Origin of the sequence: Leptolyngbya sp. 'hensonii' (genome assembly GCF_001939115.1) — a bacterium.
GTDB lineage: Bacteria > Cyanobacteriota > Cyanobacteriia.
Genome location: NZ_MQTZ01000025.1, coordinates 1 through 15,817, shown reverse-complemented (window position 1 = coordinate 15,817; position 15,817 = coordinate 1). Strand labels below are relative to the sequence as shown.

Below are 15,817 nucleotides of genomic sequence, written 5' to 3'. Positions count from 1 at the left end.
TTCATTGGCTACCTCAGTAAGCATCGACAGCGGATTGTCAACTACGGCTATTATCAAGCCGAAGGCATCTCCATTGGTTCTGGTGCGATTGAATCGACGGTCAAACAAATCGGGCAGCGCATCAAGATATCGGGAGCACAGTGGGAAAAGAACAACGTACCACAAGTACTCAAGCAGCGCTGTGCTTACCTGAATGGTCAATTCTCAAAATGAGTCTTACAAAACTGGGATGCACTCATGACAGGTAGACTTCGCATTGATGCTTGAGAATTACCGAAGCATTGTGCCCAAATCCTTGTTAGCAGGAAATATAGTGGGGGGTGTTGGGGGTCCTCAGTCACTAGTCCAGTTATGGTTCCCATCACTCCCTTATCTTGAGAAGATGGGTGCTGATATCGTAAGACCTCTTCAACACCAATTATTTGACCGTTGAACAGTTTCTCTGTAGCTGCTTGGGCCGTGTAACTAGAAGAACGCAAAAGTGTATAGGTTTCATCAAGCCAATATGGTTTCTGGCTCAGATTAGTGCCTCTAAGAAACACGCCGAATAGCACAACAATAATGAGCAAAACTGTGGTGCTATTCTTAGTGAGGAACTCAACTTTTTTATGATTAAGCATCTGGGTAGTTTTATTTCTTAAAGGCTAGAGAATAGCCAGGCGCTAACGGAAGCCTTTAACCTGACAAACATTGGGTTTAAGATATTTTTCTCTGCCCTTTATGTAAGGGTACTACCCTTAAGTTTTCCTCTAAGCTTCAATGATTTGTCAAATATTCCCAAGATTTGTCAAATTATCTACTTTTTAAAAAGGGTACATCCAGAAAAGGAGTGGAGTATGAGTACTTTACTGTACTCTTGATTAGCTACATTGCAGTGCAGCAATTCTGGATAGTCAATCTGTTAAGACTGCAACACCTGCTGCTATTGAGGTCGGATATGATACTGCCAAGCAGATTAAAGTTCGGAAGCGACATCTATTGGTTGATACTTTAGGTCTGGTGCTGATGGTGGTTGTGACCGCTGCCAATGTTCCAGAACAGGCCGGGGCAAAGTTGGTCTTTGCTCGTCTTCACAAGATACGCAATTGGGTGAACCGATTGGTAGTCATTTGGGTAGATGGGGGGTATCAGGGACAAGATTTCATCCGGTTTGTGATCCTCTCAGCGCACGGGCTTCAGGAATTGCCTTGACACGATCGACACAGACTTTCATCTGATTGCTGCCCCGAAAGTTATCTTCAATGTCAAATACGCTGTCAGTATTCTGTCCCATTGATTTGAGCAAATCTGTAACAGAATGTAGATTGCGAATGGTACGGCTCAGTTCTTCAAATCGTTTCAGCATTGGTTTCTCCTAGATTGTCAATTTGGTTATTGTCAATTTGGTGGTTGGTCAAAATTTTGAGGCCATTATTCTTGCTCCACTCGAAATCCAGGAGCTTTATAGTCTGGATGTAAGTAATCCATAGGAATCGTTGTCTGGTTACCATCTCGTACCGCTCGGTAGTGAGGCGAGAGAATTTCAATCTGAGCTTCGTTACACTTGTCCTGAATATTTTCATGCAACTCCGAATAAACCTTAGCCATCATGCCAGGGTTGCGTGTGAATGCGTTTAACTCATAGCTCACATAAAAGTCATTCAGGCTGGTTTGCAGCACAAAGGGAGCCGGATCTTTCAAGATTTCTGAAGTGGCCAGAGCCGCCTCGGTCAGGGCAGCATAGACCTGACGCCAGGGCACGTCATAACCGAGGGTAACCGTAGTGTGCAGCGTTAACGGTGGCGAATCTGGATCACTGGCCCCAGTACTGTAGTTATCCACATGACTGCCCAGCACGATGGAGTTGGGAATAGTAATTACAACACCTTTAATCGTGCGAATGCGAGTAACAAATAAGGTTTTCTCAACCACATCTCCAACTGTATCCGTAATTTTGACACGATCGCCAATCATAAACGCGCGGATGTAGGTGAGAATAATCCCAGCAAAAATATTAGCGATCGCCGATGAAGAGCCAAACGAAATCAACAAACCCAAAAAGACAGAAATTGCCTGAAATGCCGGGGTTTGTGAACCCGGCAAATAGGGAAATGCCACTGTTGCTGCAAACGCCAAGACCAAATATTGAACGAGCTTATATGTCGGTTTTGCCCATTCTCGGTAGAACCCTCGAACAGTAATATAGCCTTGCTCAATCTCAGTAAACACAAATCGAATTACTTTGAGAGAATATGACGTAAGTAACCAGATGATGCTCAGAAAAAACAAGTTGGGTAGATAGGCAATCAGTCCATTTCCTAAAGTGTCGATCGCCGTCCAAATGTAGCCAGATAGAATTCGGGCGAAGCCTTTTGTCCAAGGGAAAAAGCTCAAAACCAGATTGATGTAGAGATAGAGAAGCCCTAGGACAAGAGCAACTCGAATAAATATCACAATTTCTGAAATCAGGTCAATAACTCTATGTTTCGACAAAATCTCGCTTCCAAACAATCTCAAGGCTGGAATACGAGTCTCGTGCCAGCGTAATAATTGACGGTAAATAGCTGATTTCTTAACAACGACCAAGCTAGCAACTAAAACAATGGTTGCAATCAGCGTGTAAATGACTCCTTGCAGTAGTCTTTGTATACTGTAGGAGATTCTGTATTGTGTCACTGAATCTTTAATAGTCTGTAGATATTGATTGGCAAGCCCCTGGAGAGATTGACCCGCTGACACGGCATCCACATCAGCGATCGTTACCAGTAGTTTCTCACCAGCTTGAATATCAACTGTCGCCGCCGCCTCATTAAGAATAATTTGCAGCGTATCCAGACCCACCTCAGTATTTTTGGCAAAAGAGGTAATTCGAGTAGAAACTACCTGTGCTCGGAATTCAGGAGGAAAAGAGTCAATTCCTGCCTGAATATAGAACAGGGTTTCATTTCCTAAGATCACTGGGGCACCGGTCTGCTGGTTCAGGGCTGAAGTATTACCTTGCGAGTAGGCAGGGGAAACGGTTGCAACAACTATAATCAGGGCAAAAAGGCAAGGAATCAAGGCATTGCGAAACCAATTTTTTATCTCGTGGTAGGACAGCATAGGGATAAGTCTAACTCGCATCTTGCACCAGCACAGAAACACTTAATCTTGAGACGTTGACTGGATGCGCCTCATGGCGATCGCAAAGACTAGATTCATCGGAGTCAGCAACACACTAAATCCAATCATCATCAACTCGGCGTTGCGACTGAACACACCGCTCGTAGCGATTAAGAAGTAAATTGCCACATTTCTCATGCTGGTACTGATCGCCAGCACTTTACGATTCTCAAGTTCCGGTCCGCCCAGTTGCCAACCGACGAACCAAGCCACCCCAATAAACACCACGATCGCAGCCAACCCATTCCATCCCAGTGCTTGAGTATCCAGAACCTTGAGCCTAGATGTGAGAACCGTCAATGCAATGAACAGGACAATTGATAGCAAGGAAGATAGCTTTTGCAATTTCGTGGCGATCGACGTTAGCCATTTTTGAATGACCTGTCCTACCAAAAACGGGGGGATCACCAAGAACAACAGGCGACCGAGGAGTGACACAATAAATCCATCCGTTGCGGCAATGCCAGGAAAAATCAGATAAATCAGCGTCGGTATAATGACGATCGATAGGAGCGACAACAGAAAAATCAACCCCACGGCGTAGGCGAGATTACCTTTGGCAACACGAGCAAAATGCAGACCCAGCATCCCTCCAGGGGCAAGTGCAACCATCAGAAAACCCACAGCAATTTCGGGCGGCAGCCTAAATAACCGGGCTAAAATCACGCCCAAAATCGGCAGTAGGATGAAATTTGCGAATAGCGATCGCCCCATCAAGCTTGATTTCATGAGCGTCAGGATTTCCTGCTTCGGTTTCTCTAGCGCTACGGACAGGAGAAATGTAAAAAGAAACAAGAAGATGACTATTTGGATATAACTGGGCAGAGGACTATCAAGCATCGCTTTCTCCCATACTGTGCTCTAAGATACGGACGAAGTTGTCTGGAATTTCGCTAATGGCTTCTTTGTCTACATCAGGGCTATCCTTAACCAATTGATTTGCATCGATTCCTAAAATTGATTTGGGATCTAAAACCAGCCTGAATCCAATGTGGCTAGTCCCTGTATCGGGTGCTTGAGATTCGCGAGCTGCCGGACGATAGCGGCTGCAATAGTTTTTGGCACATAGGTATGAGCCGCCCTTGATGACGTGCATGGCTCCATCCATCGGTTTTTTGGGGTCGTAGCTGGCCTCCCGGCTAGGGCCAGTCGGGTCAATACTGTGAGCCATGTCATCATGCTGCACAGTAAACCAAGTAGAGGTCAGTTCCCAGACGTTACCCGTCATATCGTGAAGACCATAGCCGTTAGGAGGAAAGGACATCACGGGAGCGGTGCCTAAATGCCCATCCTCCTGGGTGTTGAAGAAGGGAAACACGCCCTGCCAGGTATTGGCTTGCTTAGCGGCATACTGCTCGCCCCAGGCATAGGTCCAGCCTTCCTTGCCGCCACGAGCAGCATATTCCCACTGGGCTTCGGAGGGCAACTCCCGCCCTGCCCAGTCAGCGTAGGCCGCAGCATCTTCATAGGCAATATGGACGACGGGATGATCGTCTTTACCCTGAATATCGCTGTCAGGACCGAAGGGATGTCGCCAGTTGGCACCGGGAGTCCACTGCCACCAGCTTAGGTAGGCTAACTGCTGAATGCCTTTTTCCGGTGGCTTAAAGACCAGGGAACCTGGTGACCGTTCATTGTCCGATAGATTGGGGAATTGCTCTTTTGAGAGCGGACGCTCAGCAACGGTGACGTAGCCGATCGCGTTGACAAACTTGGCAAATTGGGCATTGGTGACTTCATGGATCTCAATACAGAAGCTGCTGACGGTGACATCTTCTGCGATTTTTTCTTCGACATAGTTAGGGTTATCAGACCCCATGGTGAAGCGACCACCCGGAATGTATACCATGTCGTTGGGACAGGCAGAAGTTGCTTGGGCCGCGATCGCGATCGGCATAGACAGAGACCAACAGCACCAAGCAATTAGCACAGTCACGAGAATTTTGAATGAGATACAGTTGATGAAGTTCATGAGCAAAGCAAGTTCTAATGCTTATGTTCCGGGATTGATACAGTCTTGGTTTTGAAATGTCCTACATCAGAGTTGAGTGAATCGTTCCGGTAAGTAGACCGGGCTTGAACGTATTACATATCAATCTGCTCACCTTTCTGAATTCAATACTCATTCAGGAGTTGATCCTCAATACATCCTTGCTGTCTGCGGGAAGTTCAAACATCATGCCGTCTTGGGTGAGCACTGTTCCTTTGGGAAGCTCACGCGAGAAGATCTTCTTGAATAAAGCATTCCGAGGTGCTGGAACCAAATGATAAAGGGCAAGCTGCCGCACCCCACTCTTTTCTACCAAGCCTGAAAGGTCGCTCGTGTGGGCGTGATAGTTCTGAATATCATGCAAAATCTTCTGCATTCGCGAACCAGCCGAGGCTTTCTCGAGAGTCTTGACAATCGGCAGCGATAAACTGTCCTGAAGCAATAGATCTGCTCCGGTAGCGGCCTCAATTAGACCCGGTGTAATGGTTGTATCGCCACTAATCACCACTGATCTGCCAAGATAGTCGAATCGGTAACCCACCGCAGGGCGGATTGGATCATGATCCACCAGGAAGCTGGTGATGGTCAGATCTCCGAGATCAAGCACCGTGCCGCCATCTATCAACTGAGACTTCATTACCCCAAGCTCAGGGGGCAAAAGTTCCTCGCCATGATGAGCCACCCGGTAGGTTGAGTCGAGCCGATAAGCGGCATTCAGGCCATCGACAACCTCGGAAACGCCAACAGGGCCAAATACGGTCATCGGCTTTGGCCTGCCAGCAACCCACGAATTGAGGTTGAATTCAGGCAGTGCAGCGATATGGTCGGAATGAAAGTGAGTCAGAAAGACCGCTTCTAGTCGTTCTAGTGGCAAGCGACCAAGAGCGGCGACCTGAGCGGAACCAGCCCCCGCATCCACCAAATACAGAGATTTCCCAGCAAGAACTGCAACACAGGCTTGAGCACGCCCGGGGGCAGGAATTGGGGAAGATGTGCCACAAAGAAATACTTTAAGTCCATCGTAGCTAGACATGGCGGCAGGACGTGCCATCCCGGCGGTCACTACTTTTTCCAGCATCCAGTCCTGCGCTGCCTCCGAATTCCAGGCCCCAATTGCGAGAACGATGATTATGGCAATCAAGCTAGCGAGAAATCCTAGGGCTTTCTTCATCGTGTTGACTTATCCTTCATTGCTTATCAGTTTTACACTCTCGCCGCTACACCGCTTTGCAGTGTAGCGGGAGATTCTTGCTTCTCAGAAACACGCACGGCATGCGGTCTTGGAGGTTCCCCAAGACCGCACTGCCTCTTTTTGGTACAAGTACCAACGAGTTTTACCGCTTCTCCACAAACATAGGATGAACAAGCTTGTTTTGATGGCTTTGAATTCTCTCATGCTTTCACCCGACGGTACCGACGCCAGAGAACGCCCAGCAGCAGCAGCAAGACCAACGGAATCAGAACAAAGGGTGCGGAGTGTTTGACAATATAGGTCACCGACTTGCGGTTCACTTCGCCCTCGGCTGAATAACCTTCTGGCATTTCAATCACGCCGACGTTTTTGGCGTAAGCGTCGTAGGCGGCTATCATGGCCTGAAATCGTTCCGGCTCTTGTTGAGCCAGGTCTCGGGTCTCACCTGGGTCGGTTTTCAGATTGTAAAGGTGCCAGGTTTGGTCTCCGAGGGGAATATTGTTCTTCACGATTTTGTAATCGCCGAGAAAATAAGCTGCGGAATTAGCCGCTTCCAATCCCACCCCTTCGTCTTTAGCGTAGACCGGCACTGCTGGGTTTTGGATATGCCGCAGCAGGCTCTTGCCGGTGATGGGTACCTCTTCATTGCTGCTTGGGGTCGGCAGTCCGGCCAGGTCAAGCATGGTAGGCACCACATCTGTGATAAAGGAAAAGACATTGCTGGTACGCCCCTGAGGAATGTTAGGCCCCGACACAATCAGGGGCGTGCGAACGCCCCCTTCGCCGGTGTAGTACTTGAAAAATGAAAAAGGCGAAGACAGCGCTGCGGCGAATTCAGGGCCAATGTCCCCATAGTAGCCAGCATCGCCGACGCGATCGGGGTCTTTGTGGTAACCCATCGTCTTTTGCCAGACCTTGGCTATGGTTGGTCTGTAGTCGCCTCCGTCGGGACCATTGTCAGACGTAACAATAAAGATGGTGTTGTCAAAGCGCCCGCTGTCTTTGAGGTATTGAATATACTCGCCAATGTAAAAATCCATAGCCTCCAACATGCCCGCCGTCACTGCCATATCGGTGACGTATTCAGCCTGAAGCTTAGGACTGATCTCCTCCCATTTTCTGAACTGGGGAAAGATTGCACTCATGGCTGCATCCGCCGGGATAATGCCGAGTGCTTTCGCTTTTTCATAGCGTTTCTGTCTCAGGACATCCCAACCCGCTTTGTAAACGTCTCGGTAGGGTTCGACAAAGCGATCGGGTGCCTGAATCGGTGCATGAATGGCTTGAAAGGCGATGTAGCTGAAAAACGGGGCTTTGGGGTCGCTCTGGCTTTCATGAAAGGCGATCGTACTTTTAATGTAGTCCTTAGACGAGTAAAAATCCTGGGGCAAATCCGTTTCCTTGCCGTCGCGATACCAATGGGCTTCGGGCTTCATTGGCACATAGCCCTTGGTGTTGTAGTTATTAGCTCCGGACCCTCCGAGAATGAACGAGTGATCAAAGCCCTTGGCGTTCGGCAAATTCGTCTCGCTGTGTCCTAGATGCCATTTGCCCGTGGCGTAGGTGCTGTAACCTGCGGCTTTGAGCCGGGTGGCGACGGTTTTTACGCTCTCATTCAGCTCACCGGCATAGCCTGGACGATCTGCGTAGCCCTCTGGTAGCATTTCTGGCAAATTGGCCACGCCGGTCAAATGACTGTCGCTGCCGGTGATCAGCATCGCCCGCGATGGCGCACAGACCGGAGAGGTATGAAAATTATTGAACCACACGCCATTTTGGGCCAGTTGGTCCAGGTTTGGCGTGCGGGCCTCGCCGCCAAACGCGCTAAAGTCCATCAAACCTGAGTCATCGACGAGAATCAGAACAAAGTTGGGGGGCTGCTGTGCCTTAGTTTTTATGGCTGCCGTCTCTGCGTTCTGGGTTGGTGACGTGTTCTGGGTTGCCTCGGCGACTCGAAAAGCAGGCTGGTTTTGCGGGCTACTGTGGTTCACCACAGGGTTGTAAAAACCGGATGCGGACTGAGTGGGTTGCTGACTTGGGAGCAGTGCGATGCCTAGGGTTGGTTGTGTCAGTGCTGCACTCAGAATCAAGGCGACAGAAAACGTCAGCACCAGCCATAATCTTCTGATTTTTCGCATCATTTGGCGCTCCTTTGCGATAGCAATTCCATCATCTTTTGTGCGGTTTCATGCCCGGAATTCTGGTTCTGGCCAGTGACAAAGCGCTGTTCATGATCCACGATCGTCACGGTTGCAAAAACGTCGGCCACCGGATGGTGATTGGCGCGAAAATCCGCCTCGGCCTTTTTGAGTTCGGCTTCTGGGTGCTTGGGCGTGAATTTTATGCCAAAGAAATCGAGCTGTCCCTGGGTCACGCCCGTCATCTTGCGTCCCGCAATCAGCGACTTGCCGGCGGCATCCTTCGCGCTGACAAAGGCCAGAGCGCCATGACAGACCGAACCCATAATCGGAGTCCCAGCGTAGTAGGCCGCGCTCACCTGTTCCGCCAGCCGTTCCGACTGGGCAAAATCGTAGGATGGACCCCACCCTCCCACGAAGAAAATCAGGTCATAGTCTGTGAAGTCAACTTCGTCGATGCTGAGCGAGTTTTTGACCTTGTTCTGAAAGGCCGAATCCTTTAAGAAGCGTTTGTCTTCGTCTGTAATCAGGAAGTAGTAAAACGATTGGGGGTCGATGGGAATTTCGCCGCCTTTGATGCTGGCCACATCCACCTGCATACCGGCGTCAAGAAATTCATAGTAAGGTACGGTCATTTCGGAGCCAAAGACCCCGGTGGGTTTACCCGTTGTTTCACCTGGTTTACTGAGTACACCGTGGCTGGTAGTGACCACCAGCGCTTTTTTACCCTGCAAGTCGTATTTTTGTCCTGCGTCATATTCGGGATGTAAGCCCATGGCTTTCAGAATCTTTGGTAACAGAATGGCAATGAGTATGGCAGTGAGGATCAGTCCGGCTGAAATGGTGCCAATAATTGTGAGTAGTAATCTATGCATAGACTTAACCTTTCTGGACTATTTTGATGGAACTAAGCAGAGGATTAACAATAATTGCTTCCTTCGAGGCTGCGCTCTAAGATATGGACAAAGTCGTCTCATTGAGGGGGTAGCATCGTCATCAATATTGCCAACTCCAAAAGTTAGGCCGACATCTGTACCATCGTCGTTGAAATGGTTTAAGTTTGGTCAACGCTGGATGACTTCAATGCTTGTGGCTGGATTTAAATCGTTGTTTGGATCGGTGAGGTAACCTGCGGGAAATGAAACAGAAACGGGTACATCAGTTGTGTCTAGACAAAGCTCATGGTTGTTGTCGTTATCTGCCAGGTCTCCCAGTGCAAACGGAGTCACATCAGTGGTTGAACCATTGGCGTTCTTCACAGTAACGCGATACGCATTACGCTCCAAGTCTCCTGGTTCCTTGTTGTTGGCGGTAGTCACACCACCCGCCCAGACAACGCGCACAATTTGTTGAACACCCTCGGTGGGACATCCTGTGCTAGAACCGACTCTGCCATTGGATTCACGTCCCAGACGCCATGTCTTCTTGGGTAACGTCTCAGCAAGAATCAGCGTCGGACCTGGATCTAACGGCGTGACCTTAATCGAGGCTCCTTTAAAGTTGACTGTGTTGTCAATTGAATGGAGGTTGCCAACAATCTCAACGGTGACAGGTGGGTCACTTTGAGCGGAACCAAAGTCCCCAACCAGCAGTACAGTCCGCAATTCACCGGGGTCAATTGCAGGAAGCATGGTAACACAAACTAATTTACCCACATTGCCGCTAGCCGTTGTAACTCGAAAGTCACCGGGCTGGAGCGTGTCAACATCAAGTTCGTGGGAAAAGATAACGGGCATCCCATCGGCACCCCCTGCACCTCGACAGAAGACCTCAGACCGTGGGGGCAATCCATTATCGAGACCGAAAAAAGCAGAGAGTAACTCAGCAGGACGCCCATCTAACTCTCGCGGCAAGTCCGAATTGGCAGTAGTATCCCTCTGTTCTGTACTTGTTAGAGGTGCTGCGGGAGATGTGCGTTGATAGCCAATTAGCACAATTAAACTGAGTAGCAATACTACGACGATCATTCGCCTTATTGGAGCTGATGTTTGTAAATTACTCAACATGATTTCTCTCGGTAATTGCTCTTCTGTTTCACGACATATTTGTTGTGAAGTAGTTGGGAAAATTCTTTGTTTTTCAAGTTCAAAGGTTCAAGTTAAGGTGCTGACGGGAGCATCCCATTTTTGCAGATTCAAGATTTTCGGAGTGCGAGCGTCTCGCTCGCGAGCGGGACGCTCGCACTTCTATAACAAAACTGGGATGCACTCGGTGCTGACCTCTTTATCAACAATTCGGGGATGTTCTAGACCTGTGTTTTTTGCTGCTGGCTAACTTGGAGAGCGTGCGTTGCAGAAAAAGTATCCACAGCTCTAGTGGTAAGTCAATCAATGATTGACGGTCAACCAAAATCCCGGTTGTTGATTGGGGTTAAATTTTGCGGGTCTTCGACCCGTCAAAATTTTCCTGACGGAACATTAGCGCACTACCTAATGCCTGTGACGCACTAATAGCCTCTTGCAAAAGTGGGCGAGTGTACCAACTCCATAAGCCAGTAGTAACGGGCTGAATGTTAAGCTCGCTGCGTAACTCGTTTAAGGGGCGATCCAGATTTTCTTCCCACTTAATAGGAAATAAGGACTTTGCTTGTCGAGCCATCTGAATTCCAGCAGAAGCAGTGTCAACGGTAAGCACCTTAGCGTAAGTTCAACCCAATGAGTGGGGAGGCATCTTGAGCATTTTCTCAAGGTCATAGTCTTCTCCCATGTAACGCCCCTCTAGAACTTTAGCTGAAGCAGGTTCATTTCGAACTTTTGTCAAACACCTTTGCATGAGTGGGCTGTCACGCAATGCATCCTCAATGTCAAAAATATTTGACACTGATAGCTTTACTCCTGCAACCATATCTGTGAGTTTCACCAATTTTTTCTAAATTCTCAGGCTTTGCTAGAGCATCAATGTACTTGAATCCCATATCAACTTTCTCCTATCTCAAACGTTTTCAGTTGGTAGACATTGCATAATTAATGATATGCACGTTGCCTACTTGCGTAAAAGCTTGCACGCGGCCAAAAAGTATTCATTTCTGACCAGAATTTCGGTACGCTCTTTGTCCATCCCGAAACTCCCTGGGTGTGACCCCGGTCCAGCGTTTGAAGCTACGCGCGAAATTAGAGGACGTTTCAAAACCGAGTTCGTAGGCAATGGCTTCTACCGTCTTGGGCGTATTGGTGAGCATCCAGCGCGCACGGATTTCGCGAACCTGGTCCACCAATTTTCGAAAAGACACACCGGATCTCTCTAATTGACGGCGCAGCGAACGTTCTGAGTACCCAAGGGCTGCGGCCACCTCCGACATAGAGATGTCGAGATTGTGCCGTGCCTTCAAAAAAGTGACGACCTGAATGTCTACCGTCGTTTCGAACGATGCTTCAGCGGCAAATTGTTCGCAAAGTCCGAGGAGCCATTTGTGATTGATCGGATCCGCACCGGGCAGTGGTTGGTGCAAAAGATCAGCTGGAAAAAACAGCCGATGTTCAAGAGAATCGAAGCGGACGGGGAAGTTGAGGAGCGACGCGGCATCCACCCAGCCCTCGGGTTCAGTTAATGCCAATTCAGCCCGCGACGCCGCCTGCGTTGCGCGCAAAGTCTGCCTGCAAATACCGTCACAAACAACCAAGCCGCTGGAGAAGACTAAATAGGTAATATCGCCGAATTCAAGCTTTGGGCGCAAGCGGATCGCCACTTCGCCAGTTTGTGGGTCTACTTCTTCGTCAGGGAAAGTAAATTCGATCGACGGGAAGGTTAGAAAGAGGAAACGGTTCAAGACCTCTAACGCATCACCTAGACATGCTGCGTTCATCGCTGCGTAGGCCGGCAGTCCGATGTAATTTGTCTCAAACCGTTGCGCCAACTTTGGCCCGAGATGCGGGTCGTTCGTCAGTGCGATCGCATTTTTGTAGAAACGGAGATGAGACCAGAAGTCACAACGAAAATTCGGATCTTCGATTTGTTCCGCAGTCAGGCCGGTTCCTGCCAAAAGTGTCTCGACCTCGTATCCGTCTTTGCCGAGTGTACGGAAAACAAAACAAAGATAATTCATAGGAACTGCAGGATCAACTGCAGTGAATGGCTTTCGCGTCATCTCGCGACATTCCCGAGCAATTGGTGTTGGAGTCTTCAACTAAACTAAACCTGATCAGCTTCTAGTGGGTCATTTGCCTCGAATGTAGTCATTCTGAGATCGCTCGATAAGCCTTGCCCCGACTGGTCTGGCTTTTCAATAATGGCGATGCCCATGCCAAGTGACCCACTAGTGTATTATTTCCATTATCAGACTTCCGCACACTATTAAGCAATGAATTGAAACTTCGTTCCAATTCATTATGCTCCGAGTTCATCGGTTGATTCAGCAATGCCAAACTGATTTAGCGGTTTTGATTTTGTAGAGTCTGTACTTTTTTAGACAGTTGTTGTTGTTGCTCTGGAGTCAATATTTGGTTGAGTTGGGAGTGGGTATTTTGCAACTGACCGCGCAATTGCCTTTTCTGACGCATCGATAAATTGATAGACGAAAGGGCATTTTGCATGCCTTTGCCCTGGCTCAGAGCTGCATTAAATTGGCTTTGTTGCTCAGGGGTGAGCACGCTTTTGATTTGAGCCAATGTCTGGTTATTCAACGCTGCCAGTTGTGCCTGCTGTTCTGGGGTAAGTTGGATTCCCTCTAGGGCAGGAAATAACTGAGTCAGAGAAGTGGGTCCCGCCTGGGCAACGGTTGTCACCATGGGTGCAACTACAATCGGAATACTAAACATCATCGCCATCCATCCTTTGTGCATTGCAATTTACTCCTTCCAATCAGTGGATGTCCTTACTGTAAAAGCAGCATAACCGCTGGTAGTAGAGCACAACGTCCTGACTTAACCGGGATTTTGTCCCGATCAGATCGCCGTACAAAGCTCTACAGTGGAGAATAAAACGTTGCCGAATTCTATGAGATTGCGTCACCTATCCCGCTCCTTCCCGCTTCCCTTACTCCTGTGGCTGGAATGGCTCTTGTTGGGCGTTGTTCTGGCAGCGATGCCCCTGTCTTGTCTTTCCTACCCCTTCTCTCCCCTCTGGAATGAACTGGGAGTGATTTTATTTGCCGCACTCGGATGGGCATCACCCACTTCTAAGTGGCAGAAATGCTTCTATACCGCCACCGAATTTGGCTTGATTTTGTTGCTGGCACTGGTGGGACAGATTCCCCTATTTCAATTGCTATTCATTATTCTGGTGGTTCGCAATTGTGTCTTGTTAGAAGGGCGCGATCGCACCCTGATTACTGTCCTGACCTTTGTTTTCTGTGCCTTTTGTCTGTTGAATCGACGAGTCTATCCCTTTCGCATTGAACCGAATCAGTTGGGAGTGTTCTGGTTTGGTTCCCTGCTCATTTTTGGATTACTCATTCTGTTTTTGCAGTTGTTAGTAGACGCAGTCATAACGGAACGCAGAAGCCGTGATGCGCTGTCAGAAGCAAATATGCGTTTACAACAATACACCTTGAAAGTAGAAGAGTTGGCAACTATACAGGAACGCAACCGAATTGCCCGTGACATTCATGACTCCCTGGGTCATTCCCTCACAGCCTTTAACTTTCACCTGGAAGCTGCAATTCGTCTGCTGAAAACTAAACCCATTGAAGCCGAAGCCCTGCTGCTGGAACTGAAACAACTGGGCGCACAGACCCTAGCCGAGGTCAGCCAATCCGTTGCTACTCTACGGACCGACCCGCTAGGGAGAAAGCCTCTGACGGAGGCGATCGCAACCCTGGTCGATCATTTCTACCGCTTAACTGGCGTTTTACCGGCTTTGGATATTCACCTGGCTCAACCCTTACCCCAGGCATACAACCTTGCCATTTTTCGGATTGTGCAAGAAAGCCTGACCAACTGTTGCAAATACGCCAGTGCCACTGCCGTAACTGTACTTGTGCAACACTGTAACCAACAGATTCAAATCACCATCGCGGATAATGGTAAAGGCTTTGAGCTGCAAAAAAACACAACTGGTTTCGGGTTGCAAGGAATGCGGGAACGCGTACAAGCTCTGGCAGGGCAGATTAAAATCATCTCAGCACATGAACAGGGATGCCGAGTTGAGGTCTGTCTGCCAATCAAACAGTAGGGGACTATGATTCGTTTATTGCTAGTGGATGATCAAAGTCTGGTTCGGCGTGGGTTGAAAGCGTTGCTCGAAACCGATGCAGAGTTTGCCGTGGTGGGAGAAGGGAGCAACGGACAAGAGGCGGTGGAACTGGTAGAACAGTTGCAACCCGATCTGGTGTTGATGGATGTACAAATGCCCATTGTGGATGGAGTTGCCGGAACTCGTGAAATCTGTCAACGGTTCCCTAAAACTCGGGTTCTGGTGCTAACGACCTTTCCTAACCAGGAATACGTGACCCAAGCACTTCAGGTGGGAGCAGCGGGCTATCTGCTAAAAAATACCCCCTTTGAGGAATTGACTCAGGCAATTCACCTGGCGCTGAAGGGTTATACTCAGATTGGTCCAGGGCTTTCTGGTGCAGTTTTTCAGCAACCGATGACACAAAACTCAGCCGATCGCACGACGGATTACAGTGTGGATTGGCAGCAGTTAACCCCACGCGAGCAAGACATTGTGAATTGGATTGTGCAGGGCGCAAGTAATCTGGAAATCGCCCAGGCTCTCTATATTTCTGAGAAAACGGTCAAAAACAATGTGACTAATATTCTGAATCGGCTAAATTTACGCGATCGCACTCAACTGGCAATTGCTGCGTTACAGGCAGAAGGCTTAAAGAACAGGCACTGGTAAGCCAAGTTTCTCACCCAACAACACTGGGTCAGAATGGGAAGGAGCAGTGGCGATCGAAGGTAAACCAAAGGATGAGACCGTGAAGCGCGATCAACTGAAGTGCAAAGGGTAACTTGGGTAGGCTGCGAGTCAGAGAGCTAACAATTCGCTTGGAGCGGATGGATGAAAGATCTTGGTGAGAACCTAAAAATGCTAACCACTGCTCAAGCGAGCCGTTAGACATCCTCCAGCCAAGTGGGTGAGGAATTCCGAGCCACTCACACATCAATTCTTTCGATTAATGAATATTTCAGCTTCTTACACCTGCCTCATGTCACATTTGAACTCAATACTAAGTAGGTCGGAGGAATAAAGTATAAGATAGATTTGGCCCTCTACTGGTTGTCTCTAGTGCCTGCCCCCTTACGAATCAAACTGAGTGACGAGGAAGACCGCACCCTGGCTGAACTGAGATTAGCCACGACCGTGCCGCAACGAACCCGAGACCGTGCCCATATGCTGCGGCTGAATGCGCAAGGATGGACCGCCCCGGCAATCGCCGAGGTCTTTGAGTGCCATGAACATACGGTGCGAGCC

The 15,817-nt window shown here is 48.8% G+C and carries 15 protein-coding genes and 1 pseudogene; 5 read left to right on the top strand and 11 right to left on the bottom strand.

What is annotated here, in order from left to right; genetic code table 11:
• Positions 1–213, top strand: a pseudogene (locus BST81_RS09450) (ISKra4 family transposase); the annotation flags it as partial.
• A gap of 669 nt (positions 214–882) precedes the next feature.
• A complete protein-coding gene (locus BST81_RS29235) occupies positions 883–1,191 on the top strand; it encodes a transposase (RefSeq protein ID WP_083636761.1) in 309 nt (102 codons plus the stop codon).
• Here the strand turns inward: BST81_RS29235 and BST81_RS09435 are convergent.
• The 11 genes from BST81_RS09435 to BST81_RS09375 all read right to left on the bottom strand — a co-directional run bounded on the left by BST81_RS09435 (position 1,142) and on the right by BST81_RS09375 (position 13,218).
• The gene (locus BST81_RS09435) at positions 1,142–1,345 is read right to left on the bottom strand and encodes a hypothetical protein (RefSeq protein WP_253188192.1); all 204 of its coding nucleotides are present in this window, start codon (positions 1,343–1,345) and stop codon (positions 1,142–1,144) included. The two genes, BST81_RS29235 and BST81_RS09435, sit on opposite strands and share 50 nt — an antisense overlap.
• Before the next feature lie 65 nt (positions 1,346–1,410).
• Complete coding sequence (locus tag BST81_RS09430) at positions 1,411–3,081, bottom strand: mechanosensitive ion channel domain-containing protein (RefSeq protein ID WP_075598297.1); 1,671 nt, start codon at positions 3,079–3,081, stop codon at positions 1,411–1,413.
• A 42-nt stretch (positions 3,082–3,123) separates the two neighbouring features.
• Positions 3,124–3,981 carry a bile acid:sodium symporter gene (locus BST81_RS09425; RefSeq protein ID WP_075598296.1) on the bottom strand — a complete coding sequence of 286 codons (858 nt, stop codon included), beginning with the start codon at positions 3,979–3,981 and terminating at the stop codon, positions 3,124–3,126.
• Complete coding sequence (locus BST81_RS09420) at positions 3,974–5,077, bottom strand: formylglycine-generating enzyme family protein (RefSeq protein WP_253188190.1); 1,104 nt, start codon at positions 5,075–5,077, stop codon at positions 3,974–3,976. Before BST81_RS09420 ends, BST81_RS09425 begins: the two co-directional genes overlap by 8 nt.
• A gap of 190 nt (positions 5,078–5,267) precedes the next feature.
• Entirely contained in the window at positions 5,268–6,302 is a 1,035-nt protein-coding gene (locus BST81_RS09410) for an MBL fold metallo-hydrolase (protein ID WP_075598293.1), read from the bottom strand.
• 221 nt (positions 6,303–6,523) lie between these two features.
• Positions 6,524–8,464 (bottom strand): arylsulfatase, encoded by a 1,941-nt coding sequence (locus tag BST81_RS09405; RefSeq protein ID WP_083636759.1) that lies wholly within the window; start codon positions 8,462–8,464, stop codon positions 6,524–6,526.
• On the bottom strand, positions 8,461–9,336 hold the full coding sequence (locus tag BST81_RS09400) for a type 1 glutamine amidotransferase domain-containing protein (RefSeq protein ID WP_075598292.1): 876 nt from the start codon (positions 9,334–9,336) through the stop codon (positions 8,461–8,463). The genes BST81_RS09405 and BST81_RS09400 overlap by 4 nt, the downstream gene beginning before the upstream one ends.
• A 189-nt stretch (positions 9,337–9,525) precedes the next feature.
• Positions 9,526–10,248, bottom strand: a complete 723-nt coding sequence (locus tag BST81_RS09395; protein WP_216351278.1) for a hypothetical protein — start codon at positions 10,246–10,248, stop codon at positions 9,526–9,528.
• A 583-nt stretch (positions 10,249–10,831) separates the two neighbouring features.
• Positions 10,832–11,095 carry a Coq4 family protein gene (locus tag BST81_RS29230; RefSeq protein ID WP_363079722.1) on the bottom strand — a complete coding sequence of 88 codons (264 nt, stop codon included), beginning with the start codon at positions 11,093–11,095 and terminating at the stop codon, positions 10,832–10,834.
• A gap of 385 nt (positions 11,096–11,480) precedes the next feature.
• A complete protein-coding gene (locus BST81_RS09380) occupies positions 11,481–12,503 on the bottom strand; it encodes an AraC family transcriptional regulator (protein WP_075598289.1) in 1,023 nt (340 codons plus the stop codon).
• Positions 12,504–12,828: 325 nt separating this feature from the next.
• Complete coding sequence (locus tag BST81_RS09375) at positions 12,829–13,218, bottom strand: Spy/CpxP family protein refolding chaperone (protein WP_171974710.1); 390 nt, start codon at positions 13,216–13,218, stop codon at positions 12,829–12,831.
• Between the two features lie 175 nt (positions 13,219–13,393).
• On the opposite strand from BST81_RS09375, the gene BST81_RS09370 reads away from it, so the two are divergent.
• The 3 genes from BST81_RS09370 to BST81_RS09360 form a co-directional block, all read left to right on the top strand.
• The gene (locus tag BST81_RS09370) at positions 13,394–14,569 is read left to right on the top strand and encodes a sensor histidine kinase (protein ID WP_075598287.1); all 1,176 of its coding nucleotides are present in this window, start codon (positions 13,394–13,396) and stop codon (positions 14,567–14,569) included.
• 6 nt (positions 14,570–14,575) lie between these two features.
• Positions 14,576–15,241 carry a response regulator transcription factor gene (locus BST81_RS09365; RefSeq protein ID WP_075598286.1) on the top strand — a complete coding sequence of 222 codons (666 nt, stop codon included), beginning with the start codon at positions 14,576–14,578 and terminating at the stop codon, positions 15,239–15,241.
• 366 nt (positions 15,242–15,607) lie between these two features.
• A partial coding sequence (locus BST81_RS09360) for a helix-turn-helix domain-containing protein (RefSeq protein WP_171974709.1) occupies positions 15,608–15,817 on the top strand: 210 nt, incomplete at its 3' end.

Coding starts and splice junctions, on each gene's coding strand:
- BST81_RS09435 (WP_253188192.1), bottom strand. CDS start 1,345: ATGCTGAAACGATTTGAAGAACTGAGCCGTACCATTCGCAATCTACAT.
- BST81_RS09430 (WP_075598297.1), bottom strand. CDS start 3,081: ATGCTGTCCTACCACGAGATAAAAAATTGGTTTCGCAATGCCTTGATT.
- BST81_RS09425 (WP_075598296.1), bottom strand. CDS start 3,981: ATGCTTGATAGTCCTCTGCCCAGTTATATCCAAATAGTCATCTTCTTG.
- BST81_RS09410 (WP_075598293.1), bottom strand. CDS start 6,302: ATGAAGAAAGCCCTAGGATTTCTCGCTAGCTTGATTGCCATAATCATC.
- BST81_RS09405 (WP_083636759.1), bottom strand. CDS start 8,464: ATGATGCGAAAAATCAGAAGATTATGGCTGGTGCTGACGTTTTCTGTC.
- BST81_RS09400 (WP_075598292.1), bottom strand. CDS start 9,336: ATGCATAGATTACTACTCACAATTATTGGCACCATTTCAGCCGGACTG.
- BST81_RS09380 (WP_075598289.1), bottom strand. CDS start 12,503: ATGAATTATCTTTGTTTTGTTTTCCGTACACTCGGCAAAGACGGATAC.
- BST81_RS09375 (WP_171974710.1), bottom strand. CDS start 13,218: ATGATGTTTAGTATTCCGATTGTAGTTGCACCCATGGTGACAACCGTT.
- BST81_RS09370 (WP_075598287.1), top strand. CDS start 13,394: ATGAGATTGCGTCACCTATCCCGCTCCTTCCCGCTTCCCTTACTCCTG.
- BST81_RS09365 (WP_075598286.1), top strand. CDS start 14,576: ATGATTCGTTTATTGCTAGTGGATGATCAAAGTCTGGTTCGGCGTGGG.